The organism is Brevundimonas sp. (genome assembly GCF_041648115.1).
Lineage (GTDB): Bacteria > Pseudomonadota > Alphaproteobacteria > Caulobacterales > Caulobacteraceae > Brevundimonas.
This window is the reverse complement of record NZ_JBAZPR010000005.1, coordinates 185,214-203,327: the sequence shown is the minus strand read 5'-3', so window position 1 is coordinate 203,327 and position 18,114 is coordinate 185,214. Positions and strand designations below refer to the sequence as shown.

Below are 18,114 nucleotides of genomic sequence, written 5' to 3'. Positions count from 1 at the left end.
GCTTTAACAAGCTCAAGCACTTCCGACGCTTCGCCACACGGTTCGACAGGCTGGCGCGTCACTACCTCTCCTTCGTCCACATCGCCGCCTCCATGCTCTGGATGCGGTGAATGTCGATTCGTCCTAGTCCTCGTCACCATCCTCGATGGAGGCGTGGAGCTTCTCGCCATCGGCGTGCCAAAGCGACCCCTTCCAGACGCCCTCATCGCGCCACCACAGGGCGCACCAGGTCTGGCGTTCGAATTGGCCGTAGCGTGCGCTGAAGCCCGGGCCGGACCCCATGCCCCCGTCCTTCTCACCCCAGTAGGTCCAGGCAGCCACATAGCCATGGGCCCGCAGGTAGGGCTCCAGCATCTCAGCGTTGATCATTGATGCCGCCTCGCCACGGTCGAGGCCCTCGGGATCGACGAGGCCCGGTCGGTCGGCGGCATCGACAAACCAGCATGCCCAGGGCCCGGCGGGCTTGAGGCCGAGCCCGTCGAGGATCCAAGCGCGGGGGATCTCGAAGGACGGATGCTCCTTCAGGCCACCGTGGTCGTATTCTCCCCGGTGAGGACTGAAGCGTCGCGAGACCCGACCGTCTTCGATCTCATCGGCATCGCTGTTCAGGCCGGGCCCGCCGTCGGCCAGTTCAGCCCGGTATTGGCCGAACATCCGGTCGTGAAACCAGCCACCGTCTCCCATCTCGACGTTGTTGACCCGCTCGGCGCTCTGGCGATCATGGAGGCGCTGGATGTCGTCGGCCCGCAGGATAACGAGTTGGATTGCGCCTTGGCTGGTCCGCAACGGTCCATCGCCCTGAAGCTTGTCCATGTAGCCATCGTCCTGGCGATAGGTGTGCACGACCCACCAACGCTCGCCGTTGTCGGCGAGGCCCTCGACCAGGTCCGGCACATGAGGAATATCCGACCGCTCGAAGGTCCAGGCCTGACCGGCCTCCACGGACGCAGGTGAGGCCATGTCTGTCCGCGGCAGCCCCAGCGACGGAAGGCCTTTCGGCCACCGGTCGGCATCAACGCCGGTGAAGGACAGGTCGATATCAAGTCCCCTGACCAGGAGAAGGTCCATCAGGACCTCCGGCGCCCGGTTGCGGCCTTCATGCCAATAGTGATCCTGCAGCACGCCGATCAACTCGTGGAAGGCGATCCACTGGTACTTCTTGCCGATGCGCTCGGTCTCGTGCTTGTCGCGGCCGCCCCAATAGCCTGTCAGTTCCTCGACCGCCCCGTGGAGGGCCTGGGTCCAGCCTAGCTGCACGGCCCGCAGGCCGACCCAGCGCTGGCCCTACCTTCGATCGAAACTCGGCCAGTTCTTGTCGCCATGGCCGGGATAGGAAAGCCTGTCATCGGGCCCCAGCCCCAGGGCAAGCTTTACCGCCCCATCGGCCGCATCCCTCAGCGCTTCCAGGGTCTCGATCTCCGCCTCATCCGCCGGTTTCGGCGCGTGAGAGGTCGCCGGGGTGTCTAGGAAGCCGAAATAGAGGTCAGTCACCCTTCGGGATTCGGCCTCGGCGTGGACGCGGTGGGCGTCAAGCGCCTGTTCGGCCAATCGAGCCACCTCGCCGCCCATGGCCCTCACACCCTCCCAATAGGCCCCAACGATCTGGCCCCGTGTTCTCGGCGGCGTCGGCCCGCGCGGCTCCCGGTAGAAATGGCTTAGGCCCGACATCGTCTTGCTGCCGAAGTCCCCCTGCATCGTGAAACGTCCTTCGGCCTCGCTGTAGAAGCCGACTGCCGAGGAGATGATGGCGCGCGCCTCATCGACCAAGGGGAGAAAGTCCGCCTCCGAAGGCCAACTCAGGACCGGGGTCGACGCATAGGGCGGACGGGCGCGGCCGATGTCCACCACGGGGTCGAGGACGCCCCGCGCGGCCGCTAGTTCAACGATGCCGCGCGCGTAGTGTCGAACGAAGGCGTGCCATTCGACCACGGGGCGGTCGAAGACCGCACGCCAGACCTCGACCGCGGCCTCCCGCAGCACGTCGGGCTCCGTATCGAGGTGCGTCGCCGCGGCGAGGACCGCTGCGAGCACCCGTTCTCGGACATAGGCGTCGTCCACCCCGGCGAACGTCCGGATCAAAATCGGCATGAAGCTGCATCGCGCCATCGAACTGGAGTTGTTCGGTCATCGGAACTGGAGGTCCCCGGCAGGTGCTGGAGGCCCACACTGATCGTTGCCGTTTTCCTTCTGGCGTTCATTCGAGCGAGAGCGACCGAGCGACAGAGCTCTTTAACCAAGCGCCGTCGCTCGGTCGCGGACCCGCGCCGCATCTCCTCGGATTTCGCAACTTCTGAGCGCTTCGGCGCATCGGCCAGATTGACGGCCGCCCGAGTTGCGATGATAGGCCGTGCCGCCCGACAGCACGCACGATCGGACCCAGGCAAGGATCTCCGCCTGCCCGGCCGCTGGGCGGGCGTTAAAGTCGTCGGGCAGGTGCCAGGCGAGCCGCCGTCGCTCGGCTGCGCCGATGTCGGGTAGGCTATGCCCGGATACGGCCCGGCCGTGCGTGATGCGGGACCTGAGGTATCCAGGTGAAAGGCGATACCGGGCTTCGATCAGATCGACGACCTTCAGGGTGTCGGGCGTCTGCGGCCCCTTGGTGCCGCGCTGCCAGGCGCCGAGCGTCGTCCGGTCGATTAGCCCGCCCTTCGCCTCCACCGCCTTGTGCAGGCCCCAGACGCTGTCGCCGTGCCGCCGGATCTCCTCGTCGAGCGCCGATGCGAAATCCTGGGCGGCCTGTGCCGGCTCCCAAAGCGCCTCGGGATACTCGACGATCGGTTTGGGCGGTCGGCCTGGCCCGCGCCGGCCGGGGCCATCCACCACATCGTCGGCGCCGATCTTGGGTGATCTCAGGGTGGGTGTTCGTGACATGCACTCTCCAGAAGCAAGCATCGCCATAACGACGACCGGAGAGAGACGACTGGGATATGGGATAACCCTGATCCCTCTCCCAAGAGACCTGTGGACATCCCGCCGGCGGCTCGACAAAGCGTGCGCGGCAGGGAGGCCGGCTCCCTACCGGTCGCGGTCCGAAAAATCGGCGGTCGCTGCTGTCCGCAAGTGGGTCGACGACGGGACCGGCGGCGCCACGAAGCCGAGCAGGACGCCGATCGCAGACGCGTCGCCAGTCCGGCGGCGTCGAGCGCAACCGCGCCTTTCAAGGCCAGCGCCCGCCGGATAGACTGTCAGGGATGGCCAAATACGATCCTCTCCGCGACTACCTGCGCAAACAGAAACTCGACGAGTTCGAACTCACCTTCGCCGAGATGGAGCGCAAGATCGGCTACATGCTGCCCAAGAGCGCGGGGCGCCCCCAGTGGTGGGCCAACACCGCCGATTCCGATACGACCCATGTGCAGCGCAGGGCCTGGGGCGACGCCGGCTTCGACGCCTTTCTGATCGTTGGCGCAGATCGCGTGCGCTTCCGACGCCTTCCGTCCAAAGAGGCGGTTTCCTAGCTCCCGAAGTCGAAGGCGATCTGACCAGGCGAGGTCTTGGAGCCCCGGCGTCCGACGGATGCCGCGCTCTCCTGCACCGGCTCACCGGCAGGGGTCGTCGTCGCAGGGGCCTTACTCGCGGGGGCGACGGGGCGGCTGCCGCCTTGCCGTTCCGGGTCGGCTGAGGCCTCAAACAGCCGGGGCTCGGCCGGACGGCGCGGGGCCCGCGCCAGCTTCCATGCGGCCAATTCGCTCTCCCACCATCCCACCCGTCCCCGCGACACCAGGACCGGCAAGGGGAAATCCCCCGCCTTCTGCATACGCCAGGCGGTGGTGCGGCTGAGGCCAGTCACGGCGTGAACAGCCGGCCAAGCGAGCAGGCGATCGTCAGCGCCGCCCGGGCGCCCGTCGGTCACGGCGCCCATGACACAGCCTCGTCCGCCCGGCGCTCGAGAAGATCGGCGAGGATGCGGGCGTCCAGCGCCGCGTCGACTGGATCGCGCATCTCCCAGGCCCTCAGCACGTCCTTCAGGGCGAAGCTGACCGCCGCATCCACCAGCAAGTCGGCCACCGTCGGCATGCTGCGATCGGACACCGGCTGTGATTGCGGATCAGCCATGGCGACGCCCCCGTGCTGCGGGCGGGGCTGATGCGCGCAGGTCGCTGACCTGGGCCAGGGCCCAGGTCCTGAGCACGCCCCTCGGATAGTAGGGCTTGTGCCGAACGTGCCGGCAGGGCGGACCATTGCCCCCGTCGACCACAGTCGGGCGAGCGTCTCCGGCTTCATGCGAATGCCGAACTGGACTAGGAAGGCTGAGGCTTCCTTGCGTGTCAGGAGGTCGTCATCGCCGGCCTCCGGTTGCGTGTGCCCGGCGTCCATCCCGGCGATCACAGCCCGCCCTCCGGCGGCCGGCAATCCCGGGAGTTCCGAGCCCCGCGCCCGGCGGAGAGCGCCAGGTAGCATTCGACAACACTGACGACATAGGCGCGGGTCTCGGCAATCTCGGGGATGCGGCCGAGCCGGGCGACGCATCGTCGGCGGCAAGACCGGACGATAGGTCGGCGCCGGGGGTGCGACCGACGCCATCGGCCCGGACTCCACCAGAGGGGACGGATGCGGCCTCGGGTCCGGCAGGTCGATCCGCGCCAGGGCGTGGGCCTGGTAGAGGCCGACGTCGCGGCCTTCCCCGCTCCACGCCTTGACCGCATAGGCGAGCGGAGCCGCGCCCGCTAGGAAGCCAAGCCGGCCGGAGGGCAAAGCCAGGCCACGGTCCCTGGGCGCGAGAAGCGAGGTCGCGGCGATCTCGACCCGAAGGCGCGGTCTGGCCGAAGAGCGCGGAGACAAGCTGCGGATCAAGCCCGTCATCGCGTCCCAGTCGTCCGGCTGGTGCAAGAGCCCATCCCAGGTCCGCGCCGGCGCGCGATCAACGACCAACAACCCGGTTTCGACGGAGGTGCCATGTTTGGCGAAGGCGCGGCCCGGAAAGGCGATCGTCCCGACGACGGCGCCATGCGCCTCGAACGCGCGGCGCATCGCCGTGTCCGCCAAGGCCGTCAGTGGCACGATGGCCGCCATCCTCCCCCGTCCGCCAGAGCCTTGAGACCGGCGACGAGGTGAGCCGCCAGGTCGGAGAAGGGCGGATTGACGAGAACAACATCGAACCCGCCGGCCTCGGGCAGCAGGTCGGCGAGGTGGCGACCATCGTGGCGCGTCCGCGCGGCCTGAGGAAACAGGCCGTCGAGAAGGCCGGCGCGGCCCAGCGCCCTCTCGTTCAAGGTCAGTGCGCCTCCGCAGACCTCGGCCACCACCGCGAGCAGCCCTATGCCCGCCGAGGGCTCCAACACACGGTCGCCGGGCCGCACCTGGGCGGCCAGGACCGCCATGGCCGCGAGCGGCGGCGGGGTCGAGAACTGGTCGAGCGCGACCTGTTCCTCGCTGCGACGGCTGTGGGTGAGGCCCAGGGCGGACACGCCGGCGAGGAGGGCCGCGATCTCGGCCGGCGCGTCTTCCAGCCTGGCAACCTGGGGCGCCAGGCGCCGAATCTGCATCACGGTCCCGGCCTCGATGGCGTCATAGGCGTCGCGCCAGGTCCAGGCCCCTTCCGCATCCGACGCGCCGAAGGCGGTTGTCATGACATCGGCGACGAGGCGCCGGTCGAGCGGCCTGGACCGCGCAAGGGCGATGGCGAGCGCCCGCGCCGCGGCGAGGACATTGGCCGATCGGTCGGACCGCGAAGGCGTGGCGAACAGGGACGGGGTGATCGAGGCGGCAGGCATGGCGGGCATCCGGATCACCTGGAGCGGAGGGCGCCTCCCTCACGGTCCTCCAGGCTCGCCTCGCCCCGCCCTTCCCCCGCCTTTCCGGGTCCGCACGACAACGCCGCCCCGACCGAGGTCGAGGCGGCGCGTCCGTCGTCGGCGAAGGTTCAGGCTGCGGCGGGGTCGAGCGCGGCTTCGCCCTCCGGAGTGACGGCGAAGGCTCCGACGCCATCGTCATCGGCCTCGTCGTTCAGCGCATCGGCAGGACCGTCCTCTGGGTCCTGACCATCCTCCGCAACCGCGCCTCCATCATCGACGGAGGACCGCCAGGACACGCTTGCGGGGGCCCAGGTCCGCGCGGCGGCCTGTTCGACCACCCAGTCGACCAGTTCCGTCTTCTTCAAGGTTCGGGCGCGCTCGTCCTCGGAGCCCATGGTCTCGAGCATGCCCAGCAGGAGGCCCTTGGAATGGGACTGCAGGAAGGGCGCATCGGGCGTCCAGTGCAGGCTGATGTCCGCATCGCTCAGCGCGGCGAGTTCCGTCGCCTCGGCCCGGGCAGCCCGGCGGATCTGAAAGGTCTTCTCCTCCCGGACGTCGAGGCTGACGGCGGTGAGTTCGGCCAGCAGTCCCATCTTTTCGCCATGCGGCAGTCCATGGATCCAGGCGATCACGGTCTCGCCCGAGGCCTGCCAGGCGGCGCGACGATCGTCGAGGCGCTGGCGGACGTCGCCGTCGAGGGTCTCGATGATCCTCCCGGCCGAAGGGTTGAACCCCGTGGCCAGGATCGCCAGGGCCGCCTCCGACCGGGCTACGCGGCTGCGCAGGACGATCACCGTGAACAGGCGCGAGATCAGCGCCGTCAGGGCGGCGGACGGATCATCGGCCAGGGCCCGGATCAGGCCTCGCGTGGCGACGTCGGTGCGCACCGCATGGAGGGCGTGGTTGACCCCTTCTGTCTCAGGTTCGGGCGCCTCGACCTCGGGCGAGATGTAGGCGGGTGGGGCGGCCGCACGCGGGACTGGATCGCCTACGCCTCTCTCATGGTCGTCGGTCTCAGGCTCCTCCGGCGTGTAGCAGCGCACCTCCACGCCCGTCTCCGCCGCCGGCCACATCACCATTGTCGTCACGACGCGACCGCCGCAGCCGGTCTGGTCGGAGGCGATCCGCGCGCGGATCATGTCCATGATGGCGAGATCGGCGACGTCCGGCCGGGCCGGGTCGGCCAAGGCCAGGCGCGCAGCCTCGACACGATCGTTGAAGACCTCGCGCTGGGCGCGATATCGCGCCATCTCCTCGGCCGGGAGGGAGCCGCCATAGACATAGCCGAGCGACTCCAGGTCCTCGGGCAGATCCGGCTCCGGGCCAGCCGTGACGTGGACGGCGACGCCTTCCGCCTCGAACACGGCTGCGATGCCACGGGCGCGCTTCAGCCAGAGATCGGTCAGGATGTCAGGGTCGAGCAGGACGGGGACGAGTTCGCCGAAGAGATCGGTCTCGGTGCGGCCCCCGGCCTCGCCGTAGGTAGTCGGGTCGACGAGGGCGCAACGACGGTCGCGTACGGTGACGCGGGCGTCGTCGAGCCGTTCTAGAACGCGCCAGTCCTGGAAGCCGTGACCGTCTAAGGCCGCCTCGGCGAGTTCCTCCTGCTCGGCCTTGTCCGGCAACCGCGCCAGCAGCCGCGCCTGCTTCAGGCTCATGCGTCCGCTCTTCAGGGCGACGAGCGCTGCGGACGGCAGGCCGGCGAGCGCCGCCAGACGCTTGATCTCGATCTCCGCATAGCCCAGCGCCCTGGCGATCACCGCGACCGTCAGCTTCGACTTCAGCATCCTGCCGATCGCCGCGATGATGTCGGCGACATGGACGGGAACGGCGGTGTTGGTGAGGAGCACCGCCGCGGCCTGACGGGCTGGCTCGGTCTCGACGAAGACATCGACGGGATGGTCCTCGCCGATCTCGCCGGCCTCGAGGAGGAGGCCGAGCGCGAGCCGGCGACGGCGCCCGTCGAGCGCCATCCACGGCTCTTCCTTCCTGCCGCGACCGGGGCGGACGGTCAGGGGCTGAAGCTGGCCGGCGGCCCGCATCGTCGCGGCGAGCGTGGGGATGTCGTCGTCCGGCGGCTCGTCGTGAAGAAGGTTTTCCCGGGCGATGCCCAGATCGCCGAGACGGACTGTGCGTCGGTCGCGCTCGACGACAACGACAGGGGTGATAACGGGAGCGAGGTCGGTCATGGGATCATCTCCGCAGGGCGACGGGGCCCATCCACGCCGCTCCGGCACCCCCGAGCGCCCTCGCTCCTCCTTTCGCGACGCCGCCTGCGATCGCGTTCCAGTCCTCAAACGGCGGGTTGGGGCAGCAGACCCGAACCTGGATTCCCAGCGTCCTGAGGCGATGGCCCAGGCGGGCGGCGGCGTCCTCGCCGACCGCGCCCCGGTCCGCGGCGACCAGCACGCGCCGGACGTCCGGCGGCGGGGTCCAGGCCGCGAGATTGTTCGCCGACATCAGGGCCCAGCCGGGAAGGCGGAAACGGTCGATAGCGGACAGGGTGGTGACCACCCCTTCGCCGACCAGCATCTCCTCGGCCGCCGCCGACAGGCGAACCGCCGCGCCAGGCGGCACGACGCCCACCGTTTTGCGCGGCACGGCGAGGCCGACGGCGCCCAGGCCGTTCGGCTCGAGATAGGTCACCTCGACGGCCGTCAGCCCCCCGTCCGCCGTGACAATTCGCGCGACGAGGGCCAGAAGCGTGCGCCCGCCGGGCCGATAGATGGAGACGGGGACGGCGGGATGGAAGCGCAGGTCGAGCGCCCCATCGCCGCCGTGGACGGCGCGGCGCCGCAGGTAGAGGGATGCGGGATCGGCGGGACTTAACGGTCGAGCGTCATGCCACAGACGCGAGGCGGTCTCGATGCGCCGCCGGCGGTCCGGCGCCGGGGCCGACACCGGGGGGCGCCCCGCCCCCGTGAGACGCCCGGTATCGTCGATAAAACCCGAGCGGCGCAGGTGGTCGCGGATGGCCCCAGTCCGCCGCGCCGAACCCGTGGATGATGACCCGACCCTGGGAAAGGAGGAGCGAGACCGATCGATCGGCCGGGCTGTGGCCCGGCGCGGGCACATTGGCGCGCAGCCCGCTCTGATAGAGGTCGCCGCCCAGGGCGGCGACGATGGCGTGAAGGGTCATGACGGCCTCAGAACAGGCCGAGATGCTTGAAGCTCGCCGTCCCCTGACGCCCCAGGACCAGATGGTCGTGGACCTGGATGCCGAACAGTCTCGCCGCGTCCACGATCTGGCGGGTGACGACGATGTCCGCCTGGGACGGGGTCGGATCGCCGGAAGGGTGGTTGTGGACCAAGATCAGGGACGAGGCGGACAGTTCGAGCGCCCGTCGGATGATTTCCCGTGGATAGACGGGCGCGTGATCGACCGTGCCGTCGGCGACCAGTTCGTCGCGCAAGAGATGATTGCGGCGGTCGAGAAAGAGGGTTCGGAACTGTTTCTGGGGCAGATGGGCCAGGGTCGTCCGGGCATAGGCTGTGAGCGCGTGCCAGGACGACAGGACCGGGCGGGCGCACGCCGCGGTCCGCGACAGCCGCACGCTCAGTTCTCGCAACAGCTTGAGATCCAGAATGGCCGCCGGACCCATCCCGGGCAGCCGGCCGAGTTCGGCGACCTCGGCCGCGGCGATATCGCCGAGCGACCCGAACCGATCGACGAGGGCCTCAGCGGCGGCGCCGACCATAGGCGCCGGCAGGCATCGCCCAAGCAGCAGGCCGAGCAGGGCCAAGTCGTCCATATTCGAGAGCGTTGACGGCTCGGCGGCGAAGGGGGGTGTAGCCGCAAGGGCCGGAGATGCCGGTGCGCGGTCGGGAAGCGATCTCATGGCGACCTCCTGGTCCGCGCTCCCTGATCGGAGCGCCCGCCGCCGCCCTCGCTTTCCCTTTCGATCGACGGCGTCTTGGCGAAGCGGCAGACGCGCTTCACCCTGCACCACATTCGATGTTCGCCGGTGAGGTGTAACAGCGGTCCCAACTATCGATCTGGCGCTCTGGTTTACCGGGTCGCTGGATCATATCCCTCCCAGTCAGCCATCCTTCTCAACATCATCTGAGAGCTACGGGATACGCGCGTCTGTGTCTTGACCGAGGAAGTAGTCTAGGATGTTGGCGCGGTGCGCGATCGCAAGACGACAACCACGCCCTTTCATCGCACGGTGAGACCTGCCTATTCAGTGAAAGTGCTGGCGCAGCATAAGACGCGGCCAGCCGCCCGTCTCCGGCAATGACCAGGAACGCTGAAGGCGGCCGGTGCTGTCCTACAAAGGCGTCAAGAACGCTGGTTTGGAGTTACGGATGTTCGATCCCCTCTTCGCCGTCGCGATCTGCGGGCTCGCCTTCTGGATGGGATACTCCGTCAACCAGGGCGGCACCTGCGCCGTCGCGACCGCACACGAGATCCTGCATCACCGACGGCCTCTAAGGTTCATCGGCCTCCTTGCCGCCTCCGCGACCGCCGCCCTGGTCGCGACCGCTCTCGTCTGGTCGGGTATCGCCGCCGCGATGCATGCGGGGACCGTCGGGGTGACGCCGACCCTGTTGTTGGGCGCGGTGGTGTTCGGCTGCGGAGCCCTGGTCAACGACGCCTGCCTGCTCGGGTCCCTGGGTCGTCTGGGAGACGGCGAGTTGCGCCTCATGCTCCTGCCGGCGGGCCTGGCGGCAGGCTTCCTTCTCGCCGGTCACATCCTCGGAGAGGCCACGGCTTCGGGATCGAGCCTTCTCTCGACACCGGGGCAGGCGGCGATCGTCGGCCTGACGGTCTGGGCCGTCGTCTTGGTTCTGTCGCTGGCCGTCATCGCCCGCAGGGGGGGCCGAAGGCAGGTCTCCGATCAGGGTCCGCTCCGGGGCCACGAGCGCTGGCCCCTCGCGTTGACCATGGTGGTGCTGGGCCTGACTGGGGGAGCCCTGTTCGTCACCGCGCCGGCCTGGACCTTCACGGATCTCGTCCGCGACTCTCTTCCGCTCGCCATGGCGATGGCCAGGCCCGACGGCATCGCGGCTCTGGCCGTCGCCGCGACGGTCTGCGGGGCCATCGCCTCCTCGCTGCGAAGACGCGCCTGGCGGGTCCGGCGCATCACGGCGCGGGGTGCGGCCAAGACACTTGCAGGCGGCGCTTTGATGGGGGTGGGCGTCGCGGCGATCCCGGGCGGAAACGACGGCTTGGTGCTGGCCGCCATTCCGGCCCTGTCTCCCGGCGGCATCGCCGCCTATCTGGTGATCACGATGACGATCATCGTCGGTCTCTGGTTCAAACGCCTGCGTTCGGCCCGGGACGGCCAGATCGAGGCGGACCGGCAGTTCGACTGAGCGTAGGGTCTTCCCCCGGCCGGTTCATCGGATCAGGCGCAGCCTGCATCCCAAAGACGTCGAACCAGGTCATCCAGGGGAGGGCGGCGGCCTGCGCTTTGAGCCTCACAGGGGACGATGTCTATCGACCGGGCAGTCGCGGCAGCGTGCGCGATCGCAGAGGCGGCATGTCGCCCAGCCGCCGTCGCGATCGCGGAACACGGACGACAGGACGGCGTCCGCAGCCCGCTCGAGGGCGACACGGTCGTCGGGGGAAACCTTGTCGAGCAGCGCCGCGATGGCCGTCCTGCGAAGGTCGAGAAGCTTGGTTCGCTCGTCCTGCCCCCGGAGCGTCAGGATGACGCGAACCACACGCCGGTCAGACGGCGACAGGGATTTTGCGACCAGGCCCTGATGGCCGAGCCGCTCGACGACCCGCACGGCGCCGGCGTGGGACAGCCGGAGAATCTGCCGGATCTGGCCGATCGACATGCCGGGCTCGTGGCCGATGGCGATCAGGGCGGCCGCTGTCTCACCTCCGGCGCCGAAGGCCTCCGCGATCGCCATCCGGACCCGGTCGGACACGGCCTGCGACAGTGCGCCGAAGGTGTTAATCAAGCGATCTGAAGGGTCGTCCATCCCGAGGACTCCGGAGTATATGCGTGATGCATATACCTCGCGTTGGAATACGTCGAGTAGCTGCCTGGTATCCGAGGCTGTCCGTGATGCGGATCACAACACGTCGCGAAGAACGCTGCGACTTTGCGCAGCCGACTTTTCCCGCCGCTGCAGTCTGGCCCGTGGCCCGCCTTGTCGGTTCCGCTGAACCACGCGCCGTTGCGAGAGCAGTTTCGGGACCCGCGCAAGCCCTCCCGCATCCGGCCGAGCGGCTCCGCGTGAAGGTCGGCGGATCGCAGAAGTGTCGCACGTCTGCGTCCATAGCAGCGAGGTATCGATACGAGCCGATACCTCGGACGGGGACAAACTTTTTCTCGCTCGCATGGCTGGAAGAGCGCCGGAAATATGCAGTGAAACTATAGACTTGATGCGAGCCCGCCGCGAGGGCTGAAACCCGGCCGTGACTTGCTGTCTATGCCCCGCGCACATATAGCTTCGGCCATGAATGGACCTCGAGAACGCAATGTCTTCGGGGCGTTCGCACTGATGATCAGCGACGATATCGTTCGCGCCAGTTCATCGCGAGCGCCGGAAGCCGGACCCACCGCCTCGGCGCTGGCCTTGCTCGCGCACGAGCCCGGGCTCTCGATCCGCATGCTGGCGATCGGCGTGGGTCTGTCCCATGCCGGCGCCGTTCGCCTCGTGGATCGACTGGCGGCCGACGGCCTGATCGAGCGCCGCGACCATCTCACGGACGGCCGTACACGGTCGCTGCACCTCACCCCGACGGGCGAGATCGCCAGCAACGAGGTCCTGGCCGCGCGCGACCAGGTGATCGCCGAAGGGCTTTCGATCCTCGATCCCGACGAGCTGAAGATCCTCAGCGGTATCGCGGAACGCGTGCTGCGCGACCGGCTGCAGAATCTGGGGCACGCCTACCGCATCTGCCGCCTGTGCTGCTATGCGGGCTGCACGGAATGCCCCATCGACGCCGAACTGCTCGAGCGCGGCGTGGATCCTCGACAGGCGGGTGACGTCTAGGCGGAGACGTCACGACCCCGTCGATAGATCGCGGAGTTCGGATCTGCGCTCTGTCGCTGCGGCGCCTCCAGAGCACTGGGAAGATGGGCGGAAGGGCATCCGGATCATGGGTCTGGCCCACGACCGGTCGTTCGCCGGTCCACGCGGCTATCGACGTCTGGCCCCGGCGTCAGACCGGAGGTTCGGAAGCCCCGACAGGTCCGCGCCCTAGGAGGTCCGTCTGCACGTCCGACCCGCGAACGAGCGTCAGGTCGACGGGGCATCGATCTGCGATCTCGAGAATCCGGGCCCTCTGCTCATCCGTCAACGGGCCCTCGATAATGACGGTGCGGGTGAAGCGGTCGGACGGCGTCATGTCCCTGATCTTCTCGTGCTGCACCTTCGTGCTCGCCCGTTCGAGCGGGAAGCCCTTGCGGTCCGCATAGAGCCGCATAGTCATCACCGTGCAGGCGGCCAGGCCTGCCGACACCAGTTCGAAAGGGGACAGGCCGGTGCCAAGACCGCCGACCGATTCCGCCTCGTCGGCCAGAAGGACGTGCTCGCCGCTGCGGATATTGAGCTGGAACTTTCCCGCCAGGGTCTCGGTGGCGACGACGCCGTCGGCGACCTCGACCTGCGGAAGATCGGCCATGAGCAGAGGAAGGAAGCGGCTGGCCCAGGCCGAAACCATGGCCGCAGCGTAGGTCGAATCCTCCATGTCCGTGAGGAGGTGATCCCCCATATCGAGCGAGATGAAGCTCTTGGGGTGACTGGATGCGACGAAGAGGCGCGAGGCGTGCTCGATGCCGACCACCTGATCGATCGGCGAATGGAGGATCAGAACCGGACGACGCAAGGACGCGATGCAGGTCTCGACGTCGAACCTCTCGACCGCCTCCAGGAAGCTTTGGCGAATGACGAAGGATCTGCCGGCAATCTCGACGGACGCCTCGCCCTCGCGTCTGACGGTGTCCAGATCGTCTGGCCGGAACTCGCGCAGGATATGCTGGAGGTCTGCCGGGGCGCCGATGGTCGCCACGGCTGCGACGTCGGGCAGGTCTGTCGCGGCGATGAGCGCGGCGGCGCCGCCCAGGCTGTGTCCGATAAGCAGGGACGGCGACATCCCGGCTTCCGCCATGGCTTTCGCGGCGGCGCGAATGTCCTCGACGTCCGCCGCGAAGTTCAGGGCTTCCTCCATCCCGCCGCTGAGCCCGGTTCCGGCGAAATCGAACCGAAGGACGCCGATGCCGGCCCGCGACAGCGCGCGAGAAATTCGGACGGCGGCGTGGCTGTCCTTCCCGCAGGTGAAGCAGTGGGCGAAGATCGCCCAGCCCCGCGGCGTTCCCTCAGGCCTCTCGAGGCGCCCGGAAAGCGGGACGCCGGCCCCATCGACAAACGTGAACACCGTTCCGGCCATATGCCTCAACCTTCAGCGTGCGGACAGCGGCAGCGCTTCCGGTCCTTTCGGACGAGACGCGCAGTCGCCGATGTGAACGTCTCTCGACGACCCTCTATTATATGCGGCGCGCATATAGACAAGCCCTCGTCTGCATATTATATGCGCCGCGCATACTTATATGTTTTGTACGGCGGCGTGGCGGTAGAGCGTCTGTCAGGGATGGGCCGAACGGCTATGGAACTCACTCAGGTCGGCTACTTCATCAACCTCGCCGAGACGCTAAACTTCACGGCGGCGGCCCGCTTGAGCGGCGTGTCTCAACCCAGCCTGACCCGCGCCATCCGCCGCCTGGAGGAGGAGCTCGGCGGACCGCTGATCCATCGCGACGGCAAGAACAGCCGCCTGACCGGCCTCGGCCAGGATGTCGAGGCGGAGTTCAGGCGCATGATGGCGGCGATGAAGAGCGTCCGCGATCACTCTGAGAACTGGGCGACGGGACGGCGTCGCGTGCTGGACGTCGCCGTAGCGCACAGCATCGGACCGGAGAGGTTTGCGGCCTTCTTCGACAGCATCCTGCTCGAGGCGCCCTCGATCGAGATCCGGCTGCATGCCCTGCAGTCGGGTGAGGACACCTCGGAAATCCTGTCGGGAAAGTACCACGCCTGCATCCTGGCGTGCGAGACGCGGCCGGACCGCAAGGTGGACCTCCACCCCCTATTTCGTGAGCGCTTCGTCCTCGGCTGCGCCGAGCGTCACCCCTTGGCGAGGATGGAGATCGTGCGCGGGGAGGATCTTCTGGCCTTTCCCTTCGTCGATCGGCTGAACTGCGAATTTCGCGACCGGATCCTCGATCACTTCCGGCGCGGAGACAGGCTCATGCGACCCCGGTTCCGGTCGGATCGGGAGGACTGGGTCCAGCGGGTCGTCACCGTCAGCGACGCCGTCTGCATCCTCCCGGAACGGTCCGCCACGGCGCGGGGCATGGTCACCCGACCGATCGAAGGCTTCGTCCTGGAGCGGGAGGTGGTGATGGCGACGGTGTCCGGCTCCACGGCGGCGGTCGAAATCCGAAAGATCGCCCAGTTGGCGTCGGGCTACGCATGGGGCTGAACGGGGCGGGTGCTTCACGGCTATGGAAACTATAGGCGCCGCGCATTGGCCATGCCCGTGAGGCGCTGCGATATTCAACTTCAAGACGGGCACCATCAGCTGATGGCTCAGTAAATCCGGACCTCTAACCAGTATTGGAGACGAGCGTGAAGTTCGAAAAGTCCCAGGACGCAATAGATCGACTGACGCCGGAGCAAAGGCGGGTCACGCAGCAGTCGGGCACCGAGAGGCCCTTCACCGGCGAATACAACGACAACAAGGCGCCGGGCATCTACGTCGACATCGTGTCCGGCGAGCCCCTGTTCGCCTCGACCGACAAGTTCGATTCCGGCACCGGCTGGCCGAGCTTCACCAAGCCCATCGTGCCGGCGAACGTAAACGAAGTGCGCGACGGCACGCACGGCATGGTCAGGACCGAGGTCAGGTCGGCGCACGCCGACAGCCACCTCGGCCATGTTTTCCCGGACGGACCGCCCGACAAGGGCGGCCTGCGCTACTGCATCAACTCAGCCTGCCTCCGCTTCATCCCCCGAGATGCACTCGAGGTCGAGGGGTACGGCGACTATCTCGACCAGGTGAAGGAGGCCTGACATGCACGAGCGCGCAGTTCTCGCGGGCGGCTGTTTCTGGGGCATGCAGGATCTGATCCGCAAGCAGCCCGGCATCGTCTCGACCCGCGTCGGCTACACCGGCGGCGATGTTTCGAACGCCACCTACCGCAATCACGGAACCCATGCCGAGGGTATCGAGATCGTCTTCGACCCGACGGTGACGAGCTACAGGAACGTCCTTGAATACTTCTTCAAGATCCACGACCCGACGACGATGAACCGCCAGGGCAATGATGTCGGGCTCTCCTACCGGTCGGGCATCTGGTACGTCGATGACGCCCAGAAGCGCATTGCCGAGGAGACGATCGCCGACGTCGACGCCTCGGGCCTGTGGGGCGCCAAGGTGGTTACCGAGGTCCAGCCGGTCGGCGATTTCTGGGAGGCCGAACCGGATCACCAGGACTATCTGGACAAGCGACCGGGCGGCTACACCTGTCACTTCCCCCGTCCCGACTGGGTGATCCCGAGGCGCCAGGCCGCAGACGCGGTCCCGTCCGCATCCGGAACCGCAGCGGACTAGGTCTTCCGGCCGCCGCCTCCGTTCCGATCCCTGATGGCCGCGTCGCCCGGCGATGCGGCCATCGTGCCGGCCTCGTGGAGGCAGGTCGTCTCCGTCAAACGCCGCATCAGGATCGCATACCATGCCGGACCTCTCGTCCTTTTCCGTCACGCAGCGCTGGCCGGCCGCTCATCCCGACCGTCTGCAGCTGTACGCCGCGCCCACGCCCAACGGCGTCAAGATCTCGGTCATGCTTGAGGAGACCGGCCTGGCGTACGAGTCCCACTTCATCGACATCGCGAACAACGAGTCCAGGGACCCCGCCTTCCTCTCGCTGAATCCGAATGGGCGCATCCCGGCCATCCTCGACCCGTCGGGCCCTGACGGCAGACCCGTCGCCGTCTGGGAATCCGGCGCGATCCTCGTCTATCTGGCCGAGAAGACGGGCCGGCTTATGCCGAGTGCGCCCGCCCTACGCTACGAGACCCTGGCTTGGGTGTTCTTCCAGGTCTCGGCTATCGGGCCGATGTTCGGTCAGCTCGGCGTCTACCTCCGGGGACCCGGGAAGGACTTCGAGGACAAGCGGCCCCTGCAGCGGTTCGTCGATGAATCGAAGCGGCTCCTGGGCATTCTCGATCGCCGGCTCGAAGGCCGGGACTGGATCGTCGATGACTATTCGATCGCGGACATCGCCACCCTCGGCTGGGTAAATGCGCTGGTCGAGCGATACGACGCCGGCGACATACTCGATCTCGGCGCACTCGCGAACGTGCAGGCCTGGCTGGACCGCGGCCACGCTCGACCCGCGGTCCAGCGTGGCCTGCGCATCCCCGAGAGACCGGCATGACTGTCCTCGCCGCCTACTACTACAACGAGGGGGAGCGGGTCCGCGAAGTGGCTCTCGACGAGATCGTCGAGCTGGACAAGGGGCGAACGGGCTTCTGCTGGATCGCGCTTCACGACCCCACCGCCGACGAACTTCGCGCGCTTCAGACGACCTATGGTCTTCATCCGCTGGCGGTCGACAACGCCATGCATCCGGTGTGTCCGCCTAAGCTGGAGGTCTATAACGACGAGCTCTACGTCGTCACTCAGACGGCCGAACTCGTCGACGACCGGATCGTCTACGGCAAGACCGCGATCTTCACCGGTCACAACCACCTGATCACCGTGAGGCATGGAGACGGCGGGGCGCTCGGGACGCTTCGAGCCCAACTCGAAGTGTCGCCCAAGCTCCTCGGCAAGGGGGTAGATTACGTCCTTCACGCCATCCTGCACCGGATCGTCGATCAGTACCTGCCGATCTTCGAGATGATCGAGGATGACGTCCTGGCGATGGAGAAACGGTCGCTGGACGACTTCCTCGGCCGAGACGAGATCGCCCGCATCTTCGCGCTGAGAGGCGAACTCACGCGTTTCCAGCGCACGCTCGGCGCCATGGCCGAGGTGGTCAGGAAACTCGTCCGCGGGCATTTCCCCTGCATCAGCGCTCAGGTGCAGCCCTACTTCAACGACGTCGCCGATCACGTTGATCGCGTGCAGTCGATGGTTGACGGCCTGCTGCAAAACCTGGCCTCGGTCTTCGAGTTCAGCAGCCTTCTGGAGGCGCAGAGGACGGGGATGAGCACCCGCCGGCTTGCGGCCTGGGCGGCGATCCTGGCGGTCCCGTCGGCGATCGCAGGCTTCTACGGCATGAACTTCGAGCACCTGCCGGGACTGAAGACGCCGTATGGCTACGTCGTCGTCTTCGGGCTGATGATGGCGATTTGCCTCTTCCTGTTCCTGCGCTTCAAGAAGGCCAGATGGCTGTGAGCGCAGCCACTC

At 67.7% G+C, this 18,114-nt stretch carries 19 protein-coding genes and 1 pseudogene; 8 read left to right on the top strand and 12 right to left on the bottom strand.

The window, feature by feature from the left end:
- Positions 1–123: 123 nt before the first annotated feature.
- The 3 genes from WC597_RS06570 to WC597_RS06560 form a co-directional block, all read right to left on the bottom strand.
- Positions 124–1,257, bottom strand: coding sequence for a hypothetical protein (locus tag WC597_RS06570; protein ID WP_372692511.1), 1,134 nt, complete (start codon positions 1,255–1,257; stop codon positions 124–126).
- A 27-nt stretch (positions 1,258–1,284) separates the two neighbouring features.
- Positions 1,285–2,088, bottom strand: coding sequence for a hypothetical protein (locus WC597_RS06565; protein ID WP_372692510.1), 804 nt, complete (start codon positions 2,086–2,088; stop codon positions 1,285–1,287).
- A gap of 141 nt (positions 2,089–2,229) precedes the next feature.
- Entirely contained in the window at positions 2,230–2,871 is a 642-nt protein-coding gene (locus WC597_RS06560) for a hypothetical protein (RefSeq protein WP_372692509.1), read from the bottom strand.
- Positions 2,872–3,191: 320 nt separating this feature from the next.
- Here WC597_RS06560 and WC597_RS06555 point away from each other — a divergent pair, with 320 nt between their 5' ends.
- Entirely contained in the window at positions 3,192–3,458 is a 267-nt protein-coding gene (locus WC597_RS06555) for a hypothetical protein (protein WP_372692508.1), read from the top strand.
- On the opposite strand, the gene WC597_RS06550 is transcribed toward WC597_RS06555, so the two are convergent.
- The 7 genes and pseudogenes from WC597_RS06550 to radC form a co-directional block, all read right to left on the bottom strand.
- Positions 3,455–3,862: a helix-turn-helix transcriptional regulator gene (locus WC597_RS06550; RefSeq protein WP_372692506.1), complete on the bottom strand. Its 408-nt coding sequence runs from the start codon at positions 3,860–3,862 to the stop codon at positions 3,455–3,457. The genes WC597_RS06555 and WC597_RS06550 overlap by 4 nt on opposite strands.
- Complete coding sequence (locus WC597_RS06545; RefSeq protein WP_372692520.1) at positions 3,850–4,056, bottom strand: hypothetical protein; 207 nt, start codon at positions 4,054–4,056, stop codon at positions 3,850–3,852. The genes WC597_RS06550 and WC597_RS06545 overlap by 13 nt, the downstream gene beginning before the upstream one ends.
- A gap of 396 nt (positions 4,057–4,452) precedes the next feature.
- Positions 4,453–5,714: pseudogene (locus tag WC597_RS06540) on the bottom strand (methylase); the annotation flags it as partial.
- 149 nt (positions 5,715–5,863) lie between these two features.
- On the bottom strand, positions 5,864–7,924 hold the full coding sequence (locus WC597_RS06535) for a ParB/RepB/Spo0J family partition protein (protein WP_372692505.1): 2,061 nt from the start codon (positions 7,922–7,924) through the stop codon (positions 5,864–5,866).
- Between the two features lie 4 nt (positions 7,925–7,928).
- A complete protein-coding gene (locus WC597_RS06530; protein ID WP_372692504.1) occupies positions 7,929–8,636 on the bottom strand; it encodes a toprim domain-containing protein in 708 nt (235 codons plus the stop codon).
- Complete coding sequence (locus tag WC597_RS06525) at positions 8,575–8,874, bottom strand: hypothetical protein (protein WP_372692503.1); 300 nt, start codon at positions 8,872–8,874, stop codon at positions 8,575–8,577. The genes WC597_RS06530 and WC597_RS06525 overlap by 62 nt, the downstream gene beginning before the upstream one ends.
- A gap of 7 nt (positions 8,875–8,881) precedes the next feature.
- On the bottom strand, positions 8,882–9,574 hold the full coding sequence (radC, locus tag WC597_RS06520) for a DNA repair protein RadC (protein WP_372692502.1): 693 nt from the start codon (positions 9,572–9,574) through the stop codon (positions 8,882–8,884).
- A gap of 469 nt (positions 9,575–10,043) precedes the next feature.
- Here radC and WC597_RS06515 point away from each other — a divergent pair, with 469 nt between their 5' ends.
- Entirely contained in the window at positions 10,044–11,054 is a 1,011-nt protein-coding gene (locus WC597_RS06515; RefSeq protein ID WP_372692501.1) for a YeeE/YedE thiosulfate transporter family protein, read from the top strand.
- 105 nt (positions 11,055–11,159) lie between these two features.
- Here WC597_RS06515 and WC597_RS06510 read toward each other — a convergent pair whose 3' ends face one another.
- On the bottom strand, positions 11,160–11,672 hold the full coding sequence (locus WC597_RS06510; RefSeq protein WP_372692500.1) for a MarR family winged helix-turn-helix transcriptional regulator: 513 nt from the start codon (positions 11,670–11,672) through the stop codon (positions 11,160–11,162).
- Positions 11,673–12,197: 525 nt separating this feature from the next.
- On the opposite strand from WC597_RS06510, the gene WC597_RS06505 reads away from it, so the two are divergent.
- Positions 12,198–12,692: a MarR family winged helix-turn-helix transcriptional regulator gene (locus WC597_RS06505; RefSeq protein WP_372692499.1), complete on the top strand. Its 495-nt coding sequence runs from the start codon at positions 12,198–12,200 to the stop codon at positions 12,690–12,692.
- A gap of 169 nt (positions 12,693–12,861) precedes the next feature.
- Here WC597_RS06505 and WC597_RS06500 read toward each other — a convergent pair whose 3' ends face one another.
- Positions 12,862–14,088 (bottom strand): bifunctional alpha/beta hydrolase/OsmC family protein, encoded by a 1,227-nt coding sequence (locus tag WC597_RS06500; protein ID WP_372692498.1) that lies wholly within the window; start codon positions 14,086–14,088, stop codon positions 12,862–12,864.
- A 216-nt stretch (positions 14,089–14,304) separates the two neighbouring features.
- Here WC597_RS06500 and WC597_RS06495 point away from each other — a divergent pair, with 216 nt between their 5' ends.
- The 5 genes from WC597_RS06495 to WC597_RS06475 all read left to right on the top strand — a co-directional run bounded on the left by WC597_RS06495 (position 14,305) and on the right by WC597_RS06475 (position 18,102).
- Positions 14,305–15,180 carry a LysR family transcriptional regulator gene (locus WC597_RS06495; RefSeq protein ID WP_372692497.1) on the top strand — a complete coding sequence of 292 codons (876 nt, stop codon included), beginning with the start codon at positions 14,305–14,307 and terminating at the stop codon, positions 15,178–15,180.
- Positions 15,181–15,326: 146 nt separating this feature from the next.
- Entirely contained in the window at positions 15,327–15,770 is a 444-nt protein-coding gene (msrB, locus tag WC597_RS06490; RefSeq protein WP_372692496.1) for a peptide-methionine (R)-S-oxide reductase MsrB, read from the top strand.
- A 1-nt stretch (position 15,771) separates the two neighbouring features.
- Positions 15,772–16,311, top strand: a complete 540-nt coding sequence (msrA, locus tag WC597_RS06485) for a peptide-methionine (S)-S-oxide reductase MsrA (protein ID WP_372692495.1) — start codon at positions 15,772–15,774, stop codon at positions 16,309–16,311.
- Positions 16,312–16,432: 121 nt separating this feature from the next.
- The gene (locus WC597_RS06480) at positions 16,433–17,137 is read left to right on the top strand and encodes a glutathione S-transferase N-terminal domain-containing protein (protein WP_372692494.1); all 705 of its coding nucleotides are present in this window, start codon (positions 16,433–16,435) and stop codon (positions 17,135–17,137) included.
- Positions 17,134–18,102 carry a magnesium and cobalt transport protein CorA gene (locus tag WC597_RS06475; RefSeq protein ID WP_372692493.1) on the top strand — a complete coding sequence of 323 codons (969 nt, stop codon included), beginning with the start codon at positions 17,134–17,136 and terminating at the stop codon, positions 18,100–18,102. The genes WC597_RS06480 and WC597_RS06475 overlap by 4 nt, the downstream gene beginning before the upstream one ends.
- Positions 18,103–18,114 lie beyond the last annotated feature (12 nt).

Coding starts and splice junctions, on each gene's coding strand:
- WC597_RS06565 (WP_372692510.1), bottom strand. CDS start 2,088: ATGCCGATTTTGATCCGGACGTTCGCCGGGGTGGACGACGCCTATGTC.
- WC597_RS06560 (WP_372692509.1), bottom strand. CDS start 2,871: ATGTCACGAACACCCACCCTGAGATCACCCAAGATCGGCGCCGACGAT.
- WC597_RS06555 (WP_372692508.1), top strand. CDS start 3,192: ATGGCCAAATACGATCCTCTCCGCGACTACCTGCGCAAACAGAAACTC.
- WC597_RS06550 (WP_372692506.1), bottom strand. CDS start 3,862: ATGGGCGCCGTGACCGACGGGCGCCCGGGCGGCGCTGACGATCGCCTG.
- WC597_RS06545 (WP_372692520.1), bottom strand. CDS start 4,056: ATGGCTGATCCGCAATCACAGCCGGTGTCCGATCGCAGCATGCCGACG.
- WC597_RS06535 (WP_372692505.1), bottom strand. CDS start 7,924: ATGACCGACCTCGCTCCCGTTATCACCCCTGTCGTTGTCGTCGAGCGC.
- WC597_RS06525 (WP_372692503.1), bottom strand. CDS start 8,874: ATGACCCTTCACGCCATCGTCGCCGCCCTGGGCGGCGACCTCTATCAG.
- radC (WP_372692502.1), bottom strand. CDS start 9,574: ATGAGATCGCTTCCCGACCGCGCACCGGCATCTCCGGCCCTTGCGGCT.
- WC597_RS06515 (WP_372692501.1), top strand. CDS start 10,044: ATGTTCGATCCCCTCTTCGCCGTCGCGATCTGCGGGCTCGCCTTCTGG.
- WC597_RS06510 (WP_372692500.1), bottom strand. CDS start 11,672: ATGGACGACCCTTCAGATCGCTTGATTAACACCTTCGGCGCACTGTCG.
- WC597_RS06505 (WP_372692499.1), top strand. CDS start 12,198: ATGATCAGCGACGATATCGTTCGCGCCAGTTCATCGCGAGCGCCGGAA.
- WC597_RS06500 (WP_372692498.1), bottom strand. CDS start 14,088: ATGGCCGGAACGGTGTTCACGTTTGTCGATGGGGCCGGCGTCCCGCTT.
- WC597_RS06495 (WP_372692497.1), top strand. CDS start 14,305: ATGGAACTCACTCAGGTCGGCTACTTCATCAACCTCGCCGAGACGCTA.
- msrA (WP_372692495.1), top strand. CDS start 15,772: ATGCACGAGCGCGCAGTTCTCGCGGGCGGCTGTTTCTGGGGCATGCAG.
- WC597_RS06480 (WP_372692494.1), top strand. CDS start 16,433: ATGCCGGACCTCTCGTCCTTTTCCGTCACGCAGCGCTGGCCGGCCGCT.
- WC597_RS06475 (WP_372692493.1), top strand. CDS start 17,134: ATGACTGTCCTCGCCGCCTACTACTACAACGAGGGGGAGCGGGTCCGC.